20 protein-coding genes and 3 pseudogenes are annotated in these 22,480 nt (G+C 63.4%); 11 read left to right on the forward strand and 12 right to left on the reverse strand.

Going from position 1 to position 22,480, the window contains the following annotated elements:
* The first annotated feature begins 78 nt into the window (after positions 1-78).
* Positions 79-510 carry a DUF4437 domain-containing protein gene (locus X742_RS163300; RefSeq protein ID WP_023770699.1) on the forward strand — a complete coding sequence of 144 codons (432 nt, stop codon included), beginning with the start codon at positions 79-81 and terminating at the stop codon, positions 508-510.
* 7 nt (positions 511-517) lie between these two features.
* Here the strand turns inward: X742_RS163300 and X742_RS01000000169710 are convergent.
* The 7 genes and pseudogenes from X742_RS01000000169710 to X742_RS163270 all read right to left on the reverse strand — a co-directional run bounded on the left by X742_RS01000000169710 (position 518) and on the right by X742_RS163270 (position 7,278).
* Positions 518-1,697 (reverse strand): annotated as a pseudogene (locus X742_RS01000000169710) (ABC transporter ATP-binding protein).
* Entirely contained in the window at positions 1,697-2,800 is a 1,104-nt protein-coding gene (locus X742_RS163295; protein WP_023770700.1) for an ABC transporter ATP-binding protein, read from the reverse strand. Before X742_RS163295 ends, X742_RS01000000169710 begins: the two are co-directional and overlap by 1 nt.
* A complete protein-coding gene (locus X742_RS163290) occupies positions 2,797-2,988 on the reverse strand; it encodes a hypothetical protein (protein WP_023770701.1) in 192 nt (63 codons plus the stop codon). Before X742_RS163290 ends, X742_RS163295 begins: the two co-directional genes overlap by 4 nt.
* The gene (locus tag X742_RS163285; RefSeq protein ID WP_015315633.1) at positions 2,985-3,944 is read right to left on the reverse strand and encodes a carbohydrate ABC transporter permease; all 960 of its coding nucleotides are present in this window, start codon (positions 3,942-3,944) and stop codon (positions 2,985-2,987) included. Before X742_RS163285 ends, X742_RS163290 begins: the two co-directional genes overlap by 4 nt.
* 1 nt (position 3,945) lies before the next feature.
* Positions 3,946-4,851 (reverse strand): sugar ABC transporter permease, encoded by a 906-nt coding sequence (locus X742_RS163280; RefSeq protein ID WP_023770702.1) that lies wholly within the window; start codon positions 4,849-4,851, stop codon positions 3,946-3,948.
* 69 nt (positions 4,852-4,920) lie between these two features.
* Complete coding sequence (locus tag X742_RS163275) at positions 4,921-6,237, reverse strand: ABC transporter substrate-binding protein (RefSeq protein ID WP_015315631.1); 1,317 nt, start codon at positions 6,235-6,237, stop codon at positions 4,921-4,923.
* Between the two features lie 360 nt (positions 6,238-6,597).
* Positions 6,598-7,278, reverse strand: a complete 681-nt coding sequence (locus X742_RS163270) for a TetR/AcrR family transcriptional regulator (RefSeq protein ID WP_023770703.1) — start codon at positions 7,276-7,278, stop codon at positions 6,598-6,600.
* A gap of 136 nt (positions 7,279-7,414) precedes the next feature.
* Between X742_RS163270 and X742_RS163265 the strand changes: the two genes are divergently transcribed.
* From X742_RS163265 to X742_RS163255, 3 genes are read left to right on the forward strand one after another with little or no spacing between them, the layout of a single operon-like run.
* Positions 7,415-8,611 (forward strand): Tm-1-like ATP-binding domain-containing protein, encoded by a 1,197-nt coding sequence (locus X742_RS163265; RefSeq protein WP_023770704.1) that lies wholly within the window; start codon positions 7,415-7,417, stop codon positions 8,609-8,611.
* Between the two features lie 9 nt (positions 8,612-8,620).
* On the forward strand, positions 8,621-9,487 hold the full coding sequence (locus tag X742_RS163260) for a phosphoenolpyruvate hydrolase family protein (protein ID WP_023770705.1): 867 nt from the start codon (positions 8,621-8,623) through the stop codon (positions 9,485-9,487).
* Positions 9,488-9,490: 3 nt separating this feature from the next.
* Positions 9,491-9,907, forward strand: coding sequence for a cupin domain-containing protein (locus X742_RS163255; RefSeq protein WP_023770706.1), 417 nt, complete (start codon positions 9,491-9,493; stop codon positions 9,905-9,907).
* 192 nt (positions 9,908-10,099) lie between these two features.
* On the opposite strand, the gene X742_RS163250 is transcribed toward X742_RS163255, so the two are convergent.
* The gene (locus X742_RS163250; RefSeq protein ID WP_023770707.1) at positions 10,100-11,290 is read right to left on the reverse strand and encodes a Xaa-Pro peptidase family protein; all 1,191 of its coding nucleotides are present in this window, start codon (positions 11,288-11,290) and stop codon (positions 10,100-10,102) included.
* Between the two features lie 365 nt (positions 11,291-11,655).
* On the opposite strand from X742_RS163250, the gene X742_RS163245 reads away from it, so the two are divergent.
* From X742_RS163245 to X742_RS163225, 5 genes are all read left to right on the forward strand, one after another.
* Positions 11,656-13,266 carry an ABC transporter substrate-binding protein gene (locus tag X742_RS163245; RefSeq protein ID WP_023770708.1) on the forward strand — a complete coding sequence of 537 codons (1,611 nt, stop codon included), beginning with the start codon at positions 11,656-11,658 and terminating at the stop codon, positions 13,264-13,266.
* A gap of 144 nt (positions 13,267-13,410) precedes the next feature.
* Positions 13,411-14,397, forward strand: coding sequence for an ABC transporter permease (locus X742_RS163240; RefSeq protein ID WP_023770709.1), 987 nt, complete (start codon positions 13,411-13,413; stop codon positions 14,395-14,397).
* A complete protein-coding gene (locus X742_RS163235; RefSeq protein WP_023770710.1) occupies positions 14,394-15,224 on the forward strand; it encodes an ABC transporter permease in 831 nt (276 codons plus the stop codon). The genes X742_RS163240 and X742_RS163235 overlap by 4 nt, the downstream gene beginning before the upstream one ends.
* The gene (locus X742_RS163230) at positions 15,221-16,072 is read left to right on the forward strand and encodes an ABC transporter ATP-binding protein (RefSeq protein WP_023770711.1); all 852 of its coding nucleotides are present in this window, start codon (positions 15,221-15,223) and stop codon (positions 16,070-16,072) included. The genes X742_RS163235 and X742_RS163230 overlap by 4 nt, the downstream gene beginning before the upstream one ends.
* Positions 16,069-16,845 (forward strand): ATP-binding cassette domain-containing protein, encoded by a 777-nt coding sequence (locus X742_RS163225; protein ID WP_023770712.1) that lies wholly within the window; start codon positions 16,069-16,071, stop codon positions 16,843-16,845. Before X742_RS163230 ends, X742_RS163225 begins: the two co-directional genes overlap by 4 nt.
* Before the next feature lie 36 nt (positions 16,846-16,881).
* Here the strand turns inward: X742_RS163225 and X742_RS163220 are convergent, their stop codons facing one another.
* The 4 genes from X742_RS163220 to X742_RS163205 form a co-directional block, all read right to left on the reverse strand.
* Complete coding sequence (locus X742_RS163220; protein ID WP_023770713.1) at positions 16,882-17,637, reverse strand: ATP-binding cassette domain-containing protein; 756 nt, start codon at positions 17,635-17,637, stop codon at positions 16,882-16,884.
* On the reverse strand, positions 17,630-18,691 hold the full coding sequence (locus X742_RS163215) for a ribose ABC transporter (protein WP_023770714.1): 1,062 nt from the start codon (positions 18,689-18,691) through the stop codon (positions 17,630-17,632). Before X742_RS163215 ends, X742_RS163220 begins: the two co-directional genes overlap by 8 nt.
* A gap of 99 nt (positions 18,692-18,790) precedes the next feature.
* Complete coding sequence (locus X742_RS163210; RefSeq protein WP_015315618.1) at positions 18,791-19,768, reverse strand: ABC transporter substrate-binding protein; 978 nt, start codon at positions 19,766-19,768, stop codon at positions 18,791-18,793.
* A gap of 432 nt (positions 19,769-20,200) precedes the next feature.
* Complete coding sequence (locus X742_RS163205) at positions 20,201-21,106, reverse strand: sugar-binding transcriptional regulator (RefSeq protein WP_023770715.1); 906 nt, start codon at positions 21,104-21,106, stop codon at positions 20,201-20,203.
* 275 nt (positions 21,107-21,381) lie between these two features.
* Between X742_RS163205 and X742_RS0136060 the strand changes: the two are divergent.
* Both X742_RS0136060 and X742_RS0136065 read left to right on the forward strand, forming a co-directional pair.
* A pseudogene (locus X742_RS0136060) lies at positions 21,382-21,879 on the forward strand (tagatose-bisphosphate aldolase); the annotation flags it as partial.
* Between the two features lies 1 nt (position 21,880).
* Positions 21,881-22,471 (forward strand): annotated as a pseudogene (locus X742_RS0136065) (tagatose-bisphosphate aldolase); the annotation flags it as partial.
* Between the last annotated feature and the right edge of the window lie 9 nt (positions 22,472-22,480).

The following is a 22,480-nucleotide window of genomic DNA, read 5'->3' on the forward strand; positions in this document are numbered from 1 at the left end:
GAATTGCCTGGTCTTTTGGACGCAGCGTCATTGCAGGCCAGCTTCCGGCGGATAATCTGGCCCGTGGAGGAAAATCCCATGGCCAATCATTTCGTACTGCTCGCGCTTGGTGTCCTGTCGGTCATTCCCGGACACGCCTTTGCCCTCGAGGACAGCTATCTCCCTGCAGGCAAGATCCCTTACGTCGCCGAGGCGCCGGACCAGCCGCAGCGCCTGGGACCACTGTGGGGCGAAAGGGCCAAAGGCCCTGCCGGAACCTTGCTGAAAGTCCCGGGCAACTGGCGCGCGCCTGTCCACGCGCACACCGCAGACTATCGCGCCGTGGTCATTCAGGGTCTGTGGGCGCACTGGCAGATTGAAGGCGGTGAAGCGACCAAGGTCGAACTGCCAGCTGGATCCTACTGGACCCAGAAGGCCAATGAGATGCATGACGACGCGTGCCTCTCGGAGACGGAATGCGTGATCCTGCTGATCAACGACACGCCTTACGAGACCTACCTGCCGAAATAGCCGCGCCCTATGACGCGTGCCGCAGGCTGACACCACTGCCCTTGTCGAACAGCACCACCTTGTCAGGATTCCAGGCAAAGCGCACCGGTTGCTCGATCGCGACATCGGTCCTGGCCGGCACCGTGGCGCGAAGAGTTGTATCGCCGACCCGCAGCGTCAGGATCTTTTCCACGCCATGGTTCTCGACGTCGTGGACACGCGCCTCGACCGGCGCGCCGCTTTCCAGATAAACATCCTCCGGACGGATGCCGAAGACGAGCGGGCGACCGTCGGTCGCCGCACTCGCCCCAGCCCCCGTAAAAATCTTGGCTCCCCCCGCAAAGGGCAGTTCGAAATTCAATGGCGCCATCACCGCGCGGCCGTTCACCAGCCTGCCGTCGATGAGGTTCATCGGCGGCGAGCCGACGAAGCTCGCCACATAGGTGTCGCGCGGGTTGTTGTAGATCTCGTGCGGCGTGCCGGTCTGGATGATCCGGCCATGGTTGAGCACGCCGACCTTGTCGCCCATCGACATCGCCTCGATCTGGTCGTGGGTCACAAACAGGAAGGTGGCGCCAAGCTGTATCTGCAGGTTCTTCAACTCGGTACGGAGCGCCTCGCGCAATTTGGCGTCGAGCGCCGACAGCGGCTCGTCCATCAGGAACACGCGCGGCTTGCGCACGATGGCGCGGCCGATGGAGACGCGCTGCATCTCGCCGCCGGACAGGCGGTCGGTCTTGCGGTCGAGCAGATGCTCGATCCGCAGCGTGCGGGCGGCGCGGTCGACGCGGTCCTTGATNCAGGCGGTCGGTCTTGCGGTCGAGCAGATGCTCGATCCGCAGCGTGCGGGCGGCGCGGTCGACGCGGTCCTTGATCTCGGCATCCGGCAGCCGGCGGATCTTCGGTTTCAGCGGAAATTCGAGGTTTTCGCGCACCGTGTAGCGCGGGTAGAGCGAATACTGTTGCAGCACCAGCGCCACGTCGCGCTCGGCCGCGCCCCAGTCGGCGACGTCGACGCCGTCGATGAAGACCTGCCCCTCGCTCGGCTTCTCCAGGCCGGCAATCAGCCGCAGCGTCGTCGTCTTGCCGGCGCCCGTCTCGCCGAGCAGGACAAAGAATTCGCCATCGGCGATGTCGAGGTCGAGCCCGGTCAAGGCCGTGTGGTTGCCGAAGCTCTTGGAGATGTTCTTGAGCTGGATATGGGCCATCAGAGCCTCACCTCAAGCGACTTGCCGCTTGCCTTGTCGAAGAAATGCGCCTGGGTCGGATCGATTCGGGCAAACACCTTCTCGCCCGGTCCGGCAACGAAGCCGCTCTTCGTGCGGGCCCGCAGCATTTTAGAGCCAACCTTGAGGTCGACGATGTCGAAGGAGCCGAGCGGTTCCACGATCTGCGTCTCGACGGCCATGAAGCCATCGGCCGCGTCACGGCGAATGAGGACGCCTTCCGGCCGGATGCCGAGTGCGAGTTGGCCGCTGGCGTGGCCGTTGAGTTTCGACAGCAGCGCCCGCGGAAACTCAAAGCCGGAAGCCGCTCCACCAACCGTAACTGAAGCCGATGACGGTGTTTCGGCAACCGCCGCGTCGGCGACATTCATCACCGGACTGCCGACGAATTGGGCCACGAACAGATTGGCCGGCCGCGAATAGACCTCGTCGGGCGTTCCCACTTGCTGCAGCACGCCCTCATGCATGATGACGATACGATCGGCGAGGCTCATCGCCTCGATCTGGTCGTGCGTGACATAGATGGTGGTCGAGCCCTGCTTGATATGCAGCCGCTTGATCTCGGCCCGCATCTCCTCGCGCAATTTGGCGTCGAGCGCGCCGATCGGCTCATCCATGAGCATCGCCTTCGGCCGCCGCACCAGCGCCCGTCCGATCGCGACGCGCTGCATGTCGCCGCCCGAAAGCGCCGACGGCTTCTTCGCCAGCAAATCCATTATCTGCAGCGTCTTGGCGACCGAGCGCACTTCCTGGTCGATCTCGCTTTTGCTCTTGCGCGTGGCGCGCAAGGGAAAGGCGATGTTCTCGTATACGCTCATATGCGGGTAGAGCGAGAATGACTGGAACACCATGGCGATGTCGCGGTCGGCGGCCTTCAGATGCTGGACCGGCTTGCCGTCGATGAGGATGTCGCCCTCGTCGATGGTTTCCAGTCCGGCGATGGCGCGCAACGTCGTCGTCTTGCCGCAACCGGACTGGCCGAGCAGCACGATGAACTCATTGTCCGCGATCTTGAGGTTGACGTCCTTGATGACCTGGACGGCACCGAAGAATTTCTGGACGCCGCGAAGCTCGATCTGGGTCAATGCTGTGCTCCCGGATTTCGCGCGTCCGCGGCATGACCGGTGCCGGCCTGTTCCTCGGGCGCGATCTTCGAGGTGATGTTGAAGCCGATCAGTCCGATCAGGATGATGGTCAGGCCGTAGGTGTGCAGGGTCATGTTCCAGGGCTGGCAGAGNTCCAGATATTTCTGATTGATGGCGCGAAAGCTCATTTGCGGATCGCTCCGAAGGACATGCCGCGCAGCAGATGGTTGCGGAGCAGGAAGGTGAAGATGGCGACCGGCAGCAGGAACAGGAAGGTGCCGGCGGCTATCACCGTCCAGTCCGGCAGGCCCGAGCCGACCTGGCTCGGGATGAACGGCGGCGCCGTCTGGGCGCGGCGGTTGGTCATGATCAGCGCGAAGGCGTATTCGTTCCACGCCGTGATGAAGCAGAAGACGGCGGTGGCGGCGATACCGGTGGCGGCCTCCGGCAGCACGATCTTGAAGAAGGCTTCCATGCGTGTGTAGCCGTCGACCAGTGCCGCCTCCTCATATTCCTTCGGGATTTCATCCATGAAACCCTTCATCAGCCACACCGAAAAGGACAGGTTGAAGGCGGTGTAGAGAATGATCAGCCCGATGTGGGTATCGTTGAGGCCGACCGCGCGGTACATCAGGAACATCGGGATCGCGACCACCACCGGTGGCAGCATGCGTGTCGACAGGATGAAGAAGAGCAGGTCCGCCTCCCCCTTCACCCTGAAGCGCGAGAAGCCATAGGCGGTGAACGTGCCCATGCCGACGGCCAGCACTGTCGAGGTGATGGCGATGATCAGCGAGTTCAGGAAGCGGCTCGGATAGCCCGACCACTGCACCTGGCCCTTGCCGTCGCGCACGATCTTTTCGCCACCGTCGAAGACGACCCGCTCCCACCATGGGGCCGCCGCGTACTCTTCCGGCGACGGCGGACTGCGCAATTGAGAGCGCTTGGTGAACAGCTTCACGAACGGCGATATCTCCGGCTGGAAGACGACGGTCGGCGGAATAGTGGTGGCAAGATTGCGCGGCTTGAACGCCGTCGAGGCGATCCAGTAGATCGGCGCCAGGAAGATGATCGTCACCAGCAGCACGGCGACTATAGCGACGCGGTTGAAGGTGATTTCGGAAGAAGTGCGGACGGCTGCCATCTCAGCGCTCCTTCACCTTGTTGAGATATTTGACGTAGATGTTGGTGATCGCCAGCACCATGATCAGAACGATGTAGGCCATCGCGCAGGAGCGCCCGGTCTGCCATTCCTGGAACGCCATCTTGTAGAGCCGGATCGAGATCAGCTCGGCCGTCGGCTGGCTGGTCAGGATGTAGGCGAGATCGAAGGTCTTGAAGGCTTCCATGGTGCGGAAGATGACGGCGATCATCAGGATCGGCGCGACCAGCGGCAGGGTGATGCGGAAAAACGTGTAGAACGGCCCGGCGCGGTCGATCGCGGCGGCCTCATAGAGATGCTTCGGCACCGCCGACAGTCCGGCCAGCGACAGCAGCATGACGAAGGGCGACCACATCCAGATATCCGTCAACGCAACAGCGTAGAGTGCCATCTTGGGATCGGCCAGCCACTCGAAATTGCCGAGCCCGAGCGCATAGTTGATAACTCCCCATGACGGGTCGTAAAGCAGTTTCCAGAATAGCCCGACCACCGCCATCGACAGCATCATCGGCAGCAGCAGCAGCGTGGTGATAAGACCCTTGAGCGGAATGTCCCGGTTGAGCAGCATCGCCACGCCGAAGCCGACAAGCAGCTGTCCGACGACCGAGACAATCACGTATTTCGCCGTGATGGCGAAGTTCGACCAGACATAGGGGTCGTTGAGCAGGTCGCGATAATTCTGCAGCCCGACGAAATTCGCCGGCGCATTGGTCGACGCGCGGAAGTCGGTGAAGGAATAGCCGAGCGAGTAGATCAGCGGAAAAATGTTGAAGACGATCAGGAACAGAACCGTCGGGATGATGAAGAGATTGCGGATGGAGATATCGCTTAGGCCGCGTGCCGCGGCGCGCGTGGATCTGTCGAGGGTGGTGATCATCGTGGTCGCCAAGACCCTGCTCCCGGTTCAAGAAAAAGAAACGGAGGAGGCGACACCGCCCCCTCCGCGGGACATGAAGGATTATTGGACGCGGCCGTATTTCTTGAAGGTCGCGTTCCAGTCTCCAGCCAATGCGTCCAGCGTTTCCTTGGCGGTGCCACTGCCGCCGATCATGTAGGGATAAACGCGCTGGTTGAGCTGCTGCAGCAGTTCGGCATATTCCGGCACCGCCCAGAAGTCCTTCACCTTGAACATGGTCTCGTAGAAGGCCTTGTTGTAGGGCGTGGCGTTCTGGAACTCAGGCGACTTGAGCACCGCCTGGCTGCAGGTATAGCCGCCAAGGGCAGCCCACTTCTTCTGGGTCTCGTCCTTGATGAACCATTCGAGGAACTTCATCGCCTCGTCTTGCTTCTTCGAGTACGAGATGACGGAGATGCCTTGCCCGCCGAGTGCGGCGAACTGATCGCCATTTGGACCGGGAGGGTTGGCGAAGAAGCCGGTGTTCTTGGCATTCGGGTTCGACGCCTCGTTGATCAGCGAGGGGAAGAACGCGAAGAAGTTCATGCTCATCGCGGCCAGGTTTTCAGTGATTGCCTGGTTGTCCTCGACGAAGAACGATTTGGCCCAGCCCGGAGGCGTGAACTTGTAGAGCTCCTTGTAGGCATCGAGCGCGGCCACCGCCTTGTCGGAGTTGATGTGACCGTCGACCTTGTAGGTCGTGTAGTCGCCCAGCTCACCACCATAGGAGAACAGCGCGTTCTCGAAGCCCATCGCCATCGCGTCGTAGGAATTGTCGGTGTAGATGGCGATGCCGTATCTCTTCTGATCCGGCCGGTGGAAGAACTCGGCGATGTCGCGCAGCGCCTTGAAATCCTTCGGCACGTCGAGGTCGTAGCCGTATTTGGCCTTGAAGGCTTCCTTTTCCTTGGGATCCTCGAACCAATCCTTGCGATAGGACCAGCCGACGGCGTCGCCCTCAAGCGGGATCGCCCAGTATTTGCCGCTGTTGCCGGGATACTCGGCATAATATTTCACCGTCGCCGGTGCCATGACGTTGCCGAGATCATGCTTCTTGAAGAAGTCGGTCAGGTCGACGTAGTGGCCGCCGGTGGAGCCGGCGCCGAGCCACTGCGAGTCGCCGACGACCAGGTCATAGGCGTCGCCATGGGCGTTGAACTCGGTAAAGGCCTTGGTCTGGAAGTCGGACCAGGGCGTGGTCTCCACCGTGATCTTGACGCCGGTTTCCTTCTCGTACTCGTTGCCGAGTTCCTGCAGGTAATTGGCCGGATCCCATTCCGCCCAGAAGATGGTGAGCGACTTTTCCTGCGCGTAGACGGACGTTCCGCAGGCAAGCGTTAAGCCGATACCAGCAAGCATGCTGGTCACTAACTTGCGCATAATGATTTCCTCCCTTGTGCGCATTCTACCTTGTCGTGCGAGCCGGCGACGGAGCCGGCCCTGGTAGTTCCTCCCGTGGTCGCGCTTTTCCGAATTCGGAGCCTCCTCGCTCTGTCCGGAAATGGATCGCAGCCCTCACTTTCGAACCGCTTATCTTCCTTGATCTGGTATTACCAATCCTGCAGCGACGTCAAGTCCTTTCTTGAACGGAGGGCTGGGCCGTTACCGTCCAAGTGGAGCTTTATCTGCCTGTTTTCCCATGATTTTCCTACTCAGTGATACACATTGGCCTTGCCCCATGACCTTATTTTGGGCTAGGATCAGCGGTATGCAGGGAAATCTGGTCGAACCAGATCGAGACTATTCTGCCGCTCCTGAAGCAGACCCATCACCACCATAAGCCGACTCCGCGATTGCCGTGCGCACCAGCGCACTCGCCGCCCATTGCGCCACCGACATCGTCCGGCGGCTGTCCAGCCCCCATATATCCTTGAGCACGATCAGCACCTCCACGCCGAAGATCAGCGACAGCGCCTGCGCCAGCCGCTTGACGTCGCGCGGCGGCAAGCGGCCCTTGAGCGGCGTGAGCGCCTCCTTCAGCAATTCGACGCGATGGCCGCGCGTAAAGGCCGGTTCTCCGCCCAGCGTGCCCGCTTGGCGCCGCGCCCATTGATCGAGCGACAGCTTCAACGCAGCCTTGAATGTCGCCTCGAAGGCCTCGATGCGCGGCATGGCCGTATCGAACAGTTCGGCGACGCGGCGCTCGGCATCGGCGGCGGTGGACTTCCAGGTCAAGATTGGCCCCAGCCCCTCGTCGACGACGGCCTGGACCAGGGCTGCCTGGCTGGGGAAATAGCGGTAGGCCGTGGCCCGGGAGACCTCGGCTGCCTCCGCGACCTCGCTGACGGAAGGCGTGGCACCCGCCTGCATCAGTCGCGTGGCCGTCTCCAGCATCAGCCGCTTTGTCCGCGCCCGCGGTCCGCGCTCGGCCCTCTCCCCGGCGTTGTCGTCCGTTGCGGGTTGTTGACGTGAGACATCCATGCCAATACGATACGCGCGTCTCAAAAATTTGCAATGGCAGCCCTTTTCCTGGAGTGGCCACGTTGACGCTCTACGGCGCACAAAGCTTTCTGATGAGCATCACCACCTTCGAACCAACCAGCCGAGGGAGGCGCGGATGAAGCGTATCCATGTGGTGGGCACCGCCGACACCAAGGGCGAGGAACTCGCCTTCCTGGCCGATGCGATCGCCGCGACGGGGGCCGTCGTCTGCCGTGTCGATGTCGGCACGCGAGGCGCGACCGTGCCGGTCGACGTCTCGGCTGAGGAGGTAGCCGCCCATCACCCCGATGGCCGCGGTGCGGTGCTCGGCATCGACGACCGCGGCAGATCGGTTGCGGCAATGGCTGAGGCCTTCACGCGCTTTGTCCGGTCCCGCGACGACATATCGGGCATCATTGGCATTGGCGGCGGCGGAGGCACCTCGATCATCACAGCGGGCTTACGCGCGCTGCCTCTCGGTCTGCCCAAGCTGATGGTCTCGACGTTGGCCTCGGGCGACACGGCCCCCTATGTGGACGTGTCCGACATCATCATGATGCCATCGGTGACCGACATGGCAGGCCTCAACCGGCTGTCTCGTGTCGTGCTGCACAACGCCGCCCAGGCGATAGCGGGCATGGCGGTCAATCCGGCGCCTGCAGCGGACGGCAAGGCCTCGATCGGCCTCACCATGTTCGGCGTCACCACGCCTTGCGTGACGGCAATCGCCGAACACCTCCGCTCGACTTATGATTGCATGGTCTTCCATGCCACTGGCACGGGCGGCCGCAGCATGGAGAAGCTGGCCGACAGCGGTCTGCTGTCGGGTGTCGTCGACATCACCACGACGGAGATCTGCGACCTGCTGTTCGGCGGCGTGTTGCCGGCGACGGAGGATCGTTTCGGTGCCATCGCCCGCACCAAGCTGCCCTATGTCGGCTCGGTCGGCGCGCTCGACATGGTCAATTTCTGGGCGCCATCGACCATTCCGGAGCATCATCGTGGTCGGCTGTTCTACGAGCACAATCCGAACGTCACGCTGATGCGCACGACCGCGCGGGAATGCCGCGCGATCGGCGAATGGATCGGCACAAGGCTCGCCCACTGCGAAGGCCCGGTGCATTTCCTGATCCCGGAAAATGGCGTTTCCGCGCTCGACATCGAAGGCGCCCCCTTCTTCGATCCGGAAGCCGACGCAGCTCTGTTCGAAGCCATTGAGCGCACCATCAGGCCGGGTGCGACGCGCCGCGTCACCCGCCTAGCGCTGCACATCAACGATCCGGACTTTGCCAAGGCGGCGGTCGCGGCCTTTCTCGACATCGCCAGACAGTGAGACCCAGACATGCCAGCCATACCACGCAAGGACATACTGAAGAAGTTCCGGGGAATGATCGACAAAGGCGTGCCGATCGTCGGTGGCGGCGCCGGCACCGGTCTGTCTGCCAAGGCCGAGGAGGCCGGCGGCATCGACCTCATCATCATCTACAATTCCGGCCGCTACCGCATGGCTGGCCGCGGCTCGGCCGCCGGCCTGCTCGCCTATGGCAACGCCAACGAGATCGTCAAGGAGATGGCCTATGAGGTGCTGCCGGTGGTCAGACACACGCCGGTGCTGGCCGGCGTCAACGGCACCGATCCCTTCGTCATCATGCCGCTGCTGCTGGCGGAACTGAAGACGATGGGGTTTTCCGGCGTTCAGAACTTTCCCACCATCGGCTTGTTCGACGGCCAGATGCGACAGAGTTTCGAAGAGACCGGCATGGGCTTCGGCCTAGAGGTGGACATGATCGCCGAGGCACACAAGCTCGACCTCCTGACCACGCCCTATGTCTTCAACCCCGAAGAAGCGCGCGCCATGACCAAGGCGGGCGCCGACATCGTTGTCGCCCATATGGGCGTGACCACCGGCGGCTCGATCGGCGCCACCTCGGCCAAGTCGCTCGACGACTGCGTCGTGGCCATCGACGCCATTGCCGAGGCGGCGCGCTCAGTGCGCAAGGATGTCATCCTGCTTTGCCATGGCGGCCCGATCTCGATGCCCGACGATGCCCGCTACATCCTCTCCCACGCCAAGGGCCTGCACGGCTTTTATGGCGCAAGCTCGATGGAACGGCTGCCGGCGGAAGCCGCGATCGCCAGGCAGACGGCGGACTTCAAGGCGGTGACGCTCGGCGGTGAGAAGACCGCCAAGAAAAAGATGGGACAATGAGAGATGGCCGACAAGAGCAAGGTGTTTGTCTACCCGAAGGACGTCAGCGCCTTCGGCTTCGATTGGGGAAAACTCTCTTTGACGGTGGCACCTGAAGTGAACGGCGCGACCCGCTTTTCCGGCGGCGTCGTCGACCTGCCCTCGGGCAAGGGCCATACCCGCCACAACCATCCGGGTGCGGAAGAGATCATCTTCGTCATCTCGGGCCATGGCGAGCAGATGGTCGAGGACGAGAAGGGCAATCCGGTGGTCGAGAAAGTCGGCCCCGGCTGCACCATCTATGTGCCGGAAAGCCGCTTCCATTCGACGCTCAACACCGGCGACGGGCCGATGCAGTTGTTCGTCGTCTATTCGCCGGCCGGGCCGGAACTGGGTCTGCGCGAACTGCCGGATTTCAGGCTGATCCCGCCGCGCAGTTGATCAACCTATTCTGCTGGAGGCAGCGCCGCCTCTCATTGTCCTGCCGGACATTTCTCCCCGTATACTGACGGGGAGAAAGGTGCTGTCATCGACGCTTTCGCCAATTGCCAGTGCTGAGGCTGCTCCCTTCTCCCCGTTCTACGAAGAGAAGGTGCCCGAAGGGCGGATGAGGGGCAGCGCCGCCCTCCAAAATCAGGCCGTCCCACCCCTATTCCATCCCCGGCCCCGATCGCCAAACATCACGTACCCGCTCTCGGTCACCGCCAGCGTATCCTCCAGCTTGATGAAGCCGCGCGTCGGGTGAAGCATTGTGGTCTCCACGGACAGCACCATGTTTTTCTCCAGCGGCTTGGCCGCATAGGTGCCTTCATAGGTCACCGGGTGGTTGGTCATCAGGAACGGCGCCTCGTGCGTGATCAGCCCCATGCCGTGGGCGAAGAAATCCGTATAGGGCGCGACCTTGGATGTCTTCAGCACACCCTCGGCGTAAGCAATCATGTCGCCGCCAAGCGTGCCGGCTTTCACCTTGGAGAACGCCGCCTGCTGCACGGTTTCGACCTCGGCCAGCAGATCCTCGAGCTCGGCATCGGGTTCGCCCAGAATGCCCATCCTGCAGAGATCGCCAATATAGCCGTGATAGTTGCCGCCGGAATCGATCGACAGCACTTCGCCCTTCCTCCACGCTTGCGGGGAGGTGGCGCGGTTATGGCTGGAGCCCAGCGTCAGCAGGCAATATTCGAAATGCGCACCACGATTGGTCTCTTCGCGCCTGATCTGCTCGATCATCTCGGCCTTGGTCGTGCCCTCGCGCGCCCAAGCGATGGTCGCCAGCATGGAATCGGTGATCAGCTCGGAGGCCATGCGAAGCTTCTCCAACTCCGCGTCGGTCTTGATGGCACGCATACGTTCCAGCATGTCGGTCGCATCGATCAGCTTCGCATCGGGCAATGCCTTGCGGATCAGCGCATAAGCGTCCGAAGGCAGGAAACCGGGCTCGATACCGATGCGGGCATCGCCCTTGCCGATCTTCCTGACATGCTCGACGGCAAGATTGGCGGCGTCGAGAGTGCCCCAGCAGGCGGCATGCAGCGTCGGCGTCCAGAACGAGTGGTTCTGGTGCTCGCCGCCTTCCATGCGGTTGGCGATATAGGCAGCATGATCCGGCCCGCCCTTCTCGTAGACCACGATCGGCAAATAGCGGCTGTGGCCGATCGCATCCATGGCGGCGAAGAAGATGAACTTGTAGCCGCCCAGCAGATATTGCGTGTTGTGCTTGGAGGTCGCGAGCAGCACGTCGATGCTGGCCTCATCCATCAGCCGGTCGACCCTGGCCTGCTCGAACGGGATATTGCTGACGGCACTCTTGCCTGGTGCAATGTTCATCACTCTCTCCCTGAATTGCCGGGATTGGCGCTGTTTCGCATCCGATCCCCGGCTCGCGATCAAACCTGCACTATTTTTCTCGCTCTGGTCTAGCCAGAATGTTCACGAACACAACGTTCGGTGGTCACCCAAAGCGTCATTTGCGCGCATATCCGCTAATCTGGTCCTACCAGCCAGTCGAATTGACTGGACTTGTGCTAAACTGGTCCAGCGGACGGAAATTTCAAAGCCAAGCAAGGATGCGCCAATTCCGTCTCTGGCGAAACCCTCGGCAAGGCCCATAATCCCCGCCGCAAGGATGCCGATGCGCGCGCCGACGTTCGAGGTCGCGCCCGGTCGGGTGGAGGAGAGGACGGAGTTCGATCATGTCAGGTTTCACCATTTCCAGACGCACCATGCTTACCGGGTCGGCAATGCTGCTGGCCACCACCGCCATGCCGGCCCTGGGCTGGACGCAGACGCCAAAGAAGGGCGGACGGCTCGTGCTTGCCGCCGATTCCGAGCCGCGCAATCTCAACCCGGCGATCGTCGCCTCCAACGGCGTGTTCTTCATCTCGAGCAAGATCGTCGAGACGCTGGCCGAAGCCTCCTTCGAGGCCAAGGACGGGCTCGCGCCTCGGCTGGCGGTGAGCTGGGAAGGTGCCGCCGACGGGCTCTCGGCGACCTTCAAGCTGCGCGAAGGAGTCAAATGGCATGACGGCAAGCCGTTCACCTCGGCCGACGTCGCCTTCTCGGCGTTGCAGATATGGAAGCCGCTGCAGAATCTCGGCCGGACCGTGTTCAAGGACCTCAGCACGGTCGAGACACCAGACGATCTGACCGCCGTGTTCAAATTCGCCAAGCCGACGCCGTTCCAGCTGATCCGCAACGCCTTGCCGGCGCTGTCGAGTGTGGTGCCGAAGCACATCTACGAAGTCGGCAAGATCGAGGACAACCCTGCCAACAACGCACCGATCGGTACGGGTCCGTTCAAGTTCGGCGAGTACAAGGCCGGCCAGTATTACCGGCTGACGAAGAACGCCGACTACTGGGGCAAGGACGAGCCCTATCTTGACGAGATCATCTATCAGGTCCTGCCCGACCGTACCTCGGCCGCCGCCGCGCTGGAGGCCGAGGAAATCCAACTCGCGGCTTTCTCGGCCGTGCCGCTGGCCGATCTCGACCGCATCTCCAAGGTTCCCGGCCTGAAGGTCGTCACCAAGGGCTATGAGGGCCTCACCTACCAGCTCGTGGTCGAGATCAACCATCGCCGCAAGGAATTGGCCGACCTCAAGGTGCGTCAGGCCATCGCGCACGCCATCGACAAGGACTTCGTCGTCAAGACAGTGTTCCTCGGCTACGCCGCCACGGCGACCGGCCCGGTGCCGAAGAACGATCCGCAATTCTACACCGCCGACGTGCCGATCTATGCCTTCGATGTCGACAAGGCCAATGCGCTGCTCGACGAAGCCGGTTATAAGAAAGGCGCCGACGGCAACCGCTTCTCGCTCAGGCTCTTGCCTGCCCCCTATTTCAACGAGACGAAACAGTTCGGCGACTATCTGCGTCAGGCGCTCGCGGCAATAGGGATCGACGCGCAGCTGGTCAACAACGACTCGGCCGCCCACATCAAGGCGGTCTATACCGACCACGCCTTCGACCTCGCGGTCGGCCCGCCGGTTTTCCGCGGCGACCCGGCGATCTCGACCACCATCCTGGTGCAGAGCGGCATTCCCGATGGCGTGCCGTTCTCCAACCAGGGCGGCTACACGAATGACGCGCTCGACGCCCTGATCACCAAGGCCTCCGAGACGCTCGACACCACGGCGCGCACCGACCTCTACAAGGAGTTTCAGAAGCAGGTCGCGGCCGACCTGCCGCTGATCAACGTCGCCGAATGGAGCTTTATCAGCGTCGCCAGTGACAAGGTCGGCAACATCGCCAACAACCCGCGCTGGGCGGTGTCGAACTGGGCGGACACGTATCTGGAATCGTGACAGACTTGCGCGGATGAGAGTTCGCGAGGAAAAACATCGGCAGCAGCCAATCTACCCCCTTGAGGGGGAGATGTCCGGCAGGACAGAAGGGGGCCCCTGGGCTCGACATTTCCTTATGTCCTTTATCGCGCATTCGAGGTCCGCATGAATCGCGCCCTCGTCCTCCTGCGCCGTCGCCTCGTCGGCAGCATCTTCGTACTTTTGATCGTCGTCATCGGCACCTTCGTGCTGCTCGAAGCAGCGCCCGGCGATGCGGTCGACGCCTACATCGTCTCGACCGGCGGCGACGCCGGCATGATCGAGCTGTTGCGCCACCGCTGGGGTCTCGATCAGTCGGAGCTGACGCGGCTCGCCAACTACCTCTGGGCACTGCTGCATCTCGATCTCGGCCGGTCCGTCACTTTTTCCCGACCGATCCGCGATGTCATCCTCGAGCGACTGCCGACCACGCTCTTCCTGATGGTCAGCGCCACCGCGCTCTCCTTTGGCCTCGGCTCGGCGCTCGGCATCTATGCCGGCGCCAGGCCAGGCAGCTTCCGCGACCGTTTTCTCTCCGTCGCCTCGCTGGCGCTCTACGCAGTGCCCGGCTTCTGGCTCGGCCTGGTGCTGATCGTGATCTTCGCCGTCGACCTGCGCTGGCTGCCGATCGGTGGCGTCGAAACCCTGGCCTCGGACAAGACCGGCCTCGACCGCGCCGCCGACATCGCCGTCCATCTGGTGCTGCCGGTTTGCGCACTCGGTTTCATCTATCTGGCGCTCTATCTGCGCATGATGCGCGCCGGCATGGCCGAGGCCTGGCGCCAGGATTTTGTGCTGGCCGCCCGCGCCAGGGGGTTATCGCGCCGCCGCATCGTGCTCGCTCATGTCGCCCGCAATGCGCTGCTGCCGCTGGTCACCATGCTCGGCCTGCAGTCGGCGCAGATGCTCGGCGGCAGCGTCGTCATCGAGAGCGTCTTTGCGGTGCCGGGCCTCGGCCGGCTGGCGCAGGAAGCGGTGGCCGCGCGCGACACGCCGCTGCTGCTCGGCATCATTCTTACCAGCGCCGTCCTGGTCATCGTCATCAATCTTGTCGTCGACATTGCCTATGCCTTCCTTGACCCGCGCGTCGGCGCCAGCGGGGCCGGTGCATGAGCCGTCTGCGCCGCTTTCTGCGCACGCCCGAGGCGGTCGCCGGTGCCATCATCCTGGCGGCGCTTTTCGCCATGGCGCTGTCGGCCTCGCTGCTGTTTCCCGGGGACCCGGAAGCCATTGCCGGCGCGGCGCTGCTGCCGCCCTTCCGGGATTGGTCGCTGCCGCTCGGCACCGACCGGCTCGGCCGCGACGTGTTGGCCGAGCTGTTCCACGGCGCCCGTACGTCGCTGGCGGTCGGTCTGGCCGCGGCGGCCGCTGCACTCGCCGTCGGCGCGGTGATCGGCACGCTGGCCGGTTTCGCCGGCGGCCTGATCGACGAGGTGCTGATGCGCATCACTGACGCTTTCCAAACCGTGCCGGGCTTCCTGCTGGCGCTGGCCTTCGTCAGCGTGGTTGGGCCCTCGCTCGGCGTCGTCGTCGTGGCAATAGCGCTCGGCACCTGGACGGGACCGGCTCGGGTCGCCCGCGCGGAAGTCCTCTCCATACGCGAACGCGACTATGTCGCCAGTGCCCGTGTCATTGGCATGCATCCCCTGGAAATCGCCTTTCGCGAGGTGCTGCCCAATGCCTTGCCGCCGATCTTGGGGATGTCATCGGTGATCGTCGCCGCCGCGATCCTCACCGAAGCAGCCCTGTCTTTTCTTGGTCTTGGCGACCCCAACCGGGTTACCTGGGGTGGCATGATCGCGGAAGGTCGCGCTGTCTTGCGCAGCGCCCCGTTCCTCTCGATCGTCCCGGGCATTGCGCTGGTGCTGACTGTGCTCGGCGTCTATCTCGCCGGCGAAGGCATCGTTGAGACGACGGCGGTACGCAGGGGCCTGTCGTGACGGTATTGGCGTCGATCCGAGATCTGACGGTGACCTACCGCCGTGATGGCAGCGAGGTCGCCGCGCTGAAGAACATTATTCTCGATATCCAGGCAGGCGAACGGCTGGCCATCATCGGTGAAAGCGGTTCGGGCAAGAGCACGCTGGCGCTGGCGATCGCGGGATTGTTGCCGGCGAGCGCCAGGATTGAGGGGAGTATCGACTGGCAGACCTCGAAAATTCAAATGTCGCATTCCCTCGAGCCGGAACGCGAACCTTTCCTGCTTCGCGACAATATCCCCCTCGGCGGCCGCGATATCGGCTTCGTGTTCCAGGACCCATCAGCCAGCCTCGACCCGGTGATGACCGTGGGCAAACAGATTGCCGAGGTGTTGCGCACCCATCTCAACCTTGACTGGCACCGGTCCTTTGCCAAAGCCAAAACCCTCCTCGAACGCGTCCGCTTGCCCGACCCCGATTCCGCCCTGCGTGCCTTCCCGCATCAGCTTTCCGGCGGCCAGAAGCAGCGCGTGGCGATTGCCGCCGCGATTGCCGCCGGGCCGAAACTGCTGATCGCCGACGAGGCGACCAGCGCGCTCGACACCATCGTGCAGGCCGAGATCGTCGATTTGATTCGACGGCTTGTGGCCGAGGACGGCATGACGCTGCTGTTTATCAGCCATGACATTGCGCTCGCCGCCGAGCTTGCCGAACGCATCGCTGTGTTCCGCCACGGCCAGGTGGTGGAGTTTGGCAAGACCGAGCAGATTGTCGAAGCCCCGACGCAAGCCTATACCCGCGCGCTGCTCGACGCCCATATCGGCCTCGACGCCGAGCCGCTGCTGCACCGAAGCAGGCTGAATGCATGAGCCTGCTGACAGTGTCCAATCTCACCAAACGCTATAGTCGCGGCGGCACGACCCTTGCTGCGGTGGACGATGTCTCCTTTCATATCGAGCCCGGCGAAACGCTGGCGCTGGCAGGCCCTTCCGGCAGCGGCAAGTCGACCATCGCGCGGCTGGCGCTGCGCCTGATCGAGCCGGATGGCGGACGCATTGAATTCGAAGGCGATGATTTCCTGGCTCTGGGCGGCTCGGCACTTCGAGCCCGTCGCGCGCGCCTGCAAATGGTGTTCCAGGATCCGCTGGCCGCCTTCAATCCGCGCGCCACGGTGGCGCGCGTCCTCGATGACCCCTTGCGCATTCATGGCGTCGGCCCGCGCTCAGAGCGCCCGCGCCGCATCGCTGCCCTGCTGGAGCGGGTCGGCCTGGCGGCCGATCTCGCGCCCCGCGCAATCCATGAAATCTCCGGCGGTCAGCGGCAGCGTGTGGCGATTGCCCGCGCCATCGCCACGAAGCCGCCGCTGATCGTGCTTGACGAAGCGGTGTCGGCGCTCGACGTCTCGGTGCGCGGCCAGATCCTCGATCTCCTGCTCGACCTGCAGCGCGAGGAACGGATCGCCTATCTCTTCATTTCGCATGATCTTGGCGTCGTCCGGGCGGTCGCCCACCGCGTCATCCTTCTCGATGCCGGGCGGATTGCCGAGAGCGGCGCTGCCCGAACCGTTATCGACGCGCCGCGATCGGCCATCGGCAAGGCACTGGTCGCGGCTGCGCCTAGACTGAACAGGAACAGACCATGATCCGGTCTTCAAACAAGATCATGCCGACAGGACGGCCTACCCCCCAACCATCAATCTGACGACCTCGTCATGGTTGGTCTCGGAAATCTTGCGCTCGCCGGCCTGGACGCCGCGGCGCAGTACGACGATGCGGTCCGAGACCGCGAAGATATCCTGCAGATTGTGCGAGATGAAGATCACGCCGCGTCCCTGCGCCTTGAGCTGGTGGATGAGCGAGATCACCTTGCGCTGTTCCGGCACGCCAAGTGCCGCGGTCGGTTCGTCCATGATGAGGATCTGCGCATCCCAGTAGACGGCACGGCCGATGGCGACGGCCTGGCGCTGGCCGCCGGAGAAATTGCTGACCGGGGCGTTCATCCGGCTGACGTGGAAATCCAGTCGCTTCATCGTCTCTCTGGCCGCCTCGGCCATCGCCTTGCGGTCGAGCACCGGCAGGAAGCCGAACGCCTTGCGCATCGGTTCGCGGCCAAGGAAAATGTTGGCGCCGATCGACAGATTGTCGGCGAGAGCCAGATCCTGATAGATCGTCTCGATGCCTTTTTCGCGCGCCTCCTGCGGCGTCGCGAATGCCACCTGCTGGCCGCCGAGCAGGATTTCGCCGCCTGTCGGCTGGAACACGCCCGAGATCGCCTTGATCAGCGTCGTCTTGCCCGCGCCGTTATCGCCGGCCAGCGCCACGACTTCGCCTGGCCGCACGGCCATGGAGAAATCGTTGAGCGCGCGCACGGCGCCGAAATGCTTGGACAGGTTGCGGACCTCGAGCAAGGGGGTGTTCTGGTCGTTGCTATTCATCCTGGCGGCCTCCACTGAACCGGCGCTGCGCCTGGTCTATGAGCACGGAAATGATGATGACGACGCCGACGGCGATGAACTGCCAGAACGGCTCGACATTGACGAAGACCAGCCCGTACTGGATGACCGCGATCACCAGCGCGCCGGCGACCGTGCCCAGGATGGTGCCGGAGCCACCGAACAGGCTGGCGCCGCCGATGACGACCGCCGCGACGCTGTCGAGCAGCAGTGGCTCGCCGGCTTGCGCCGCACCGGCGGTGAAGCGCGCCGCGTAGAGCGCCCCGCCAAGACCGGCGCACATCGCCGACAGCACATAGAGCCGCAATATGTGGCCCCTGATATCGATGCCGGCGCGCCGCGCCGCCTGCACATTGGCGCCGATGGCATAATTGTGCTGGCCGAACCGCGTCTGGCTGAGCAGATAATGCATCACCACGACGAAGACGGCGGCGATCACGACCAGATAGGGCACGCCATGGAACTTGCCGTTGCCGAGCAGCGCGAACCAGGAATTCTGCACCGGCACCGTCGTGCCGCCGGCAAGCAGGAAGGCAACGCCGCGCGCGACGCCGAACATGCCGAGCGTGCCGATGAACGGCGGCACCCTGAGGCGCGAGATCAGCAGGCCATTGATGATGCCGGGCAAGCCGGCGACGATCACCGCGGCGAGGATGCCCGCCAGCATGGCCAGCGGCAAGGGAATGGCGGCGCCCGCCATATTGGTGGCATGCGCGGCAACGACGGCGGCAAGGCCCATGATGAAGCCGAGCGACAGATCGATACCGCCAGAAATGATGACGAAAGTCTGTCCGGTCGCAAGCAGCAGCGGCGCTATGGCGAAGATCGCGATGGATTGCAGGTTGAAAGGGTTGAGCACGAACGTCGCGCCGAAGGCGAACCTCGACCATGCCTCGAAGCAGATGATCAGACCGGCGAGGAACAACCAGGCGCGCCCTTCGGCGATGCGTCCGATCAGGCTCCTGGCCGGATCGCCATGATCGGCCTGGGGGGCGACATGCTTCTCGGCCGACTGGGCTGGTGATGTCGATGTCATGAATACTCCGCGGCGCGGCTGTGTTCAAACAGGCCCCGCCTCTGGGAACCCGGCACGAGCTCCCCCCGGCGGACCGGGAGGAGCCAAGCTCGTCTTGACCTACTCGGAGTAGAGATACTTCGAGATGTTCGGGTCGGCGATGTTGGACTTGTCCATGATCGTGAAGCCGGTGCCGATCGTGACCGGGATTGAATGGCCGGTCAGGTGGGCATAGGCCGAGACGACGCCGAAGTAGCCGATCTCGGCGGGATGCTGGGCGATCGCCACGTCCACCAGGCCGGTGTTGATGTTGTCGACGATGCTGGTCGGTGCATCGAAGGCGACGACCTTGACGGTGCCGCTCTGCCCGGCCTGCTTGACGCCGTTGGCCGCACCCAGCGCGGAGAACAAATTGGCCCCGAACACACCGACCAGATCGGGATTGCGCGCGAAGACGGCCTGCAGCTGCGAGGCCGCCTTGTTGGCGTCATCGTCATTGAATTGCGTCTCCAGCACGGTGATGCCCGTATGCTTGGCCATCTCCTTCTTGAAGCCTTCTTCGCGCTGGTCGGTGGTCGAGATGCCGGGCTTGACGTTCGACACATAGACCTTGCCCTTGTCGCCGACGGCGGTGGCAAGCGCACGCGCGGCGATCTCGCCGCCCAGAACGTTGTCCGAGGCAATGTAGGCCAGCGGGAAATCGGCATCCCCAGCACCCGTCTGGTAGACGCCGCTACCGATGAAAGTATCGACTGTTATGACCGGAATGCCGGCGTCGTTGGCCTTGCGCAGCGGCTCGACCAGCTGGACCTTATCGGTCGGCGCGATCAGGATCGCATCCGGTTTCTTGGCGATGACCGCGTCGAGCACCGGCACTTGGGTGACCGGGTTGAAGTCCGGAGCACCCTGGAAGACCAGGTTCACGCCGAGCGCGTCGGCGGCCGCTTGGGCACCCTTGCGCATGGTAATGTAAAAGCCGTCGGTGGTGAGGCCCGGAATGAGCGCAATGGTGTATTTTTTGTCCTGCGCCTGCGCGGGCGCCATCAGCACCGTCGCGCTGACGGCAAGCGCCGCGAGCGCGGCAACGATCTTCTTCATGACATCCTCCTCATTGTTGGCAGTTCTGCCGTTTCGGTGACATTGGAATGGCCGTTATCCGCTCAGGGGCAGGATGCCGACGGCCGGAACGCTGTTTGCTTTCGCGGGCAGCTCCTCCCAAGCGCCCTCCAGTCTAAATATCAGCCGGTCGAGCCGACCGGCACAATCCCCGTGCTCACTTTCCTCGCCTCCGCGAGGTCAGGGGACCATCGCGCCAGGCATGCCTGCACGGCGGATCGGCAGTTTGTAACACTTTGCAGAAATAAATTGCAACTCGGTTTTTCCGGGGCCGCAACGCCGGCTTTTCCAGACGCCATCTGACTGCTCCTCCGAGCTCCTGCGGACTATCGTCCCGACTCCGAGGCGACACAATCGATTTCGCAACGGCTTCTCTCCGCACCGACAGCGCCGCATCAGTCGACATATCCGCCGCTATCGCGTTGCAAGAACCGCGAGGATGGCCTGCGCCGTCTTGGTATCCGTCACCAGCGTGTTGATGAGCCCAGAACGAACGGCGCCGATGATTGCCGTCGCCTTCTCCGGCGAGGCTGCGACGCCGATCACCAGCGGTACGGCGCGAAGCTGCGCTGGCGACATGGCGATCATCCTGCTCTCCCCTTCCCAGGCGATCAGGGCGCCTTCCGCATCGAAATAATGGCGAAGGACGTCGCCAGCCGCATGGACCAGCGCCTGCTCGGTCGGCGTGGCGGCACTCGCCTCGGGTGGGTTGATGGCGTGCGGCAGGCCAATGCCGACGATCGCGACGTCGGTCCTGTCCCACAGCGCGACGGCATCGCGGATGGTGGCGTCTCCGAGGAAGACCTCTCGCAGTTCGCTGGACGGCATATAGGGCGCATGGATAAAGTGCGGTTTCCCGCCAAACTCTTCGGCGGCGAGCCGCACGAATTCATTGACCTGGAAATGCGCCGCGTGCTGCTGCATGCCGCCCGTAGCGGCCACAGTCAGCACGCCCGGCATACGCGGCAGACCGGCTCGGATGACCTCGCGCACGGCGCGCCCCCAGCCGATGGCGACCACGGAGCCGGCCACCAGTTGTGCCTGCCTGAGCAAAGCGCCTAGCGGGGCGGAAAGCGCCGTCAGCGCGCCGGCCCCCGGCGTCTCGACAACGGCGGCGTCCCGCAATTTCAATCCGTCGACAAGCTGCCTGGTAATATCCTCCGGCGTCGCCAGGTCGATCACCTCGATGCGCACGATACCTTCCGCCCGCGCCCGTTGCAGCAGGCGCGAAATCGTCGCGGTGGAGACACCGAGCTGCCGCGCTATGTCGACCTGCGACATCTCCTCCACATAGTGCAACTTGGCAACCGTGTGCAGCATCGTGCGCGATGCGGTCGCGTCCTGGACGGAGGGAACAGACAGCTTGCAATTCCTTTCAGCAACGTGTTACACAGGTATAGGCCGATGCGAGTTATCGCGCAAATCCGGTGAACTCGCAACTTTTGGGGACACCAGCCAAGCGCCGGCCAGGCTGCTTATCCCAGCAGCCGGCGATGCATCAGGCGGCAACTCTTCCTGCCGGCAGGCAGGCGAACTGACCATTTATTTCCACGGGATCAGCGCCTCGGCGCGCCAACATCGGACAGAAGAAAACCATGACCAAGATGACCACCGCGGAACTGCGCGGCTACCAACAGATATGCGGCAAGGATGGAGCCATGGTGGCCATCGCTTGCGACCAGCGCGGCGGCATGCGCACCTTGTTGGCGTCGGACCCCGCGGACCAGGCCAGGATCACCAACGACATGCTCGGCGACACCAAGGCCGACATCACGCGCTACCTCGCGAGCGCGGCGTCCTGCGTGCTGCTCGACCCGCTCTGCGCGGTGCCAAGGGTTGTCGACGACGGCGTGCTGAACCGCGATACCGCACTCCTCATCGGTCTCGACGCGTCCGGTTTCGACGTCTCGCCGGAGGGCTATCGGCTGTCGCGGCTGGTCCCCGGCATCGATGCGCGGCGCGTGCGCGAATTGGGCGGCACCGGCGGCAAGATCATGGTGTATCTGCGGGCAGACAAGCCTGAAGCCAACGAACACAACATCGCCATTCTGCGCCAATGCATCACCGACTTCGGCAAAGAAGACCTGCTGCTCNGAGGGCTATCGGCTGTCACGGCTGGTCCCCGGCATCGATGCGCGGCGCGTGCGCGAATTGGGCGGCACCGGCGGCAAGATCATGGTGTATCTGCGGGCCGACAAGCCTGAAGCCAACGAGCACAACATCGCCATTCTGCGCCAATGCATCACCGACTTCGGCAAAGAAGACCTGCTGCTCGTCGTCGAATTCCTGACCTATCAACTCGAAGGGGAAAGCCCCGAGGACCATGCGGCCAAGACGCCCTGGCTGGTCGAGGAGGGTACGAGGATTTCGCTGGAATGCGGCGCGAAGGTGCTGAAGCTTCCCTACCCCGGAACGCCGGAAGCCTGCGCCAACATCACTGAAATGGCCGGCGAAGTGCCGTGGGCCGTACTTTCGGCCGGCGTCAACCACGCCACTTTCGTTGGTCAGGTCGAGATCGCCATGCAAAATGGCGCCTCCGGCGTTATCGCCGGCCGATCGCTGTGGAAAGACTGCATCTCGCTCGATCGTGACATTCAGCGCGAAAGGCTTAAGACCATCGCGGTGCCGCGACTGCGAGAGATCCAGGCGGTGATCGGGCGCTATCGGCAGAAGGCTGCCGCCTGATATCCATCT

It is taken from the genome of Mesorhizobium sp. LNHC229A00 (assembly GCF_000502415.1).
In the GTDB taxonomy this organism is placed as follows: Bacteria; Pseudomonadota; Alphaproteobacteria; order Rhizobiales; family Rhizobiaceae; genus Mesorhizobium.

Bases quoted from the DNA above. Each gene is read 5' to 3' on its own strand.
- X742_RS163300 (WP_023770699.1), top strand. From the start codon at position 79: ATGGCCAATCATTTCGTACTGCTCGCGCTTGGTGTCCTGTCGGTCATT.
- X742_RS163285 (WP_015315633.1), bottom strand. From the start codon at position 3,944: ATGGCAGCCGTCCGCACTTCTTCCGAAATCACCTTCAACCGCGTCGCT.
- X742_RS163275 (WP_015315631.1), bottom strand. From the start codon at position 6,237: ATGCGCAAGTTAGTGACCAGCATGCTTGCTGGTATCGGCTTAACGCTT.
- X742_RS163270 (WP_023770703.1), bottom strand. From the start codon at position 7,278: ATGGATGTCTCACGTCAACAACCCGCAACGGACGACAACGCCGGGGAG.
- X742_RS163265 (WP_023770704.1), top strand. From the start codon at position 7,415: ATGAAGCGTATCCATGTGGTGGGCACCGCCGACACCAAGGGCGAGGAA.
- X742_RS163260 (WP_023770705.1), top strand. From the start codon at position 8,621: ATGCCAGCCATACCACGCAAGGACATACTGAAGAAGTTCCGGGGAATG.
- X742_RS163255 (WP_023770706.1), top strand. From the start codon at position 9,491: ATGGCCGACAAGAGCAAGGTGTTTGTCTACCCGAAGGACGTCAGCGCC.
- X742_RS163250 (WP_023770707.1), bottom strand. From the start codon at position 11,290: ATGAACATTGCACCAGGCAAGAGTGCCGTCAGCAATATCCCGTTCGAG.
- X742_RS163245 (WP_023770708.1), top strand. From the start codon at position 11,656: ATGTCAGGTTTCACCATTTCCAGACGCACCATGCTTACCGGGTCGGCA.
- X742_RS163240 (WP_023770709.1), top strand. From the start codon at position 13,411: ATGAATCGCGCCCTCGTCCTCCTGCGCCGTCGCCTCGTCGGCAGCATC.
- X742_RS163235 (WP_023770710.1), top strand. From the start codon at position 14,394: ATGAGCCGTCTGCGCCGCTTTCTGCGCACGCCCGAGGCGGTCGCCGGT.
- X742_RS163225 (WP_023770712.1), top strand. From the start codon at position 16,069: ATGAGCCTGCTGACAGTGTCCAATCTCACCAAACGCTATAGTCGCGGC.
- X742_RS163220 (WP_023770713.1), bottom strand. From the start codon at position 17,637: ATGAATAGCAACGACCAGAACACCCCCTTGCTCGAGGTCCGCAACCTG.
- X742_RS163215 (WP_023770714.1), bottom strand. From the start codon at position 18,691: ATGACATCGACATCACCAGCCCAGTCGGCCGAGAAGCATGTCGCCCCC.
- X742_RS163210 (WP_015315618.1), bottom strand. From the start codon at position 19,768: ATGAAGAAGATCGTTGCCGCGCTCGCGGCGCTTGCCGTCAGCGCGACG.
- X742_RS163205 (WP_023770715.1), bottom strand. From the start codon at position 21,106: ATGCTGCACACGGTTGCCAAGTTGCACTATGTGGAGGAGATGTCGCAG.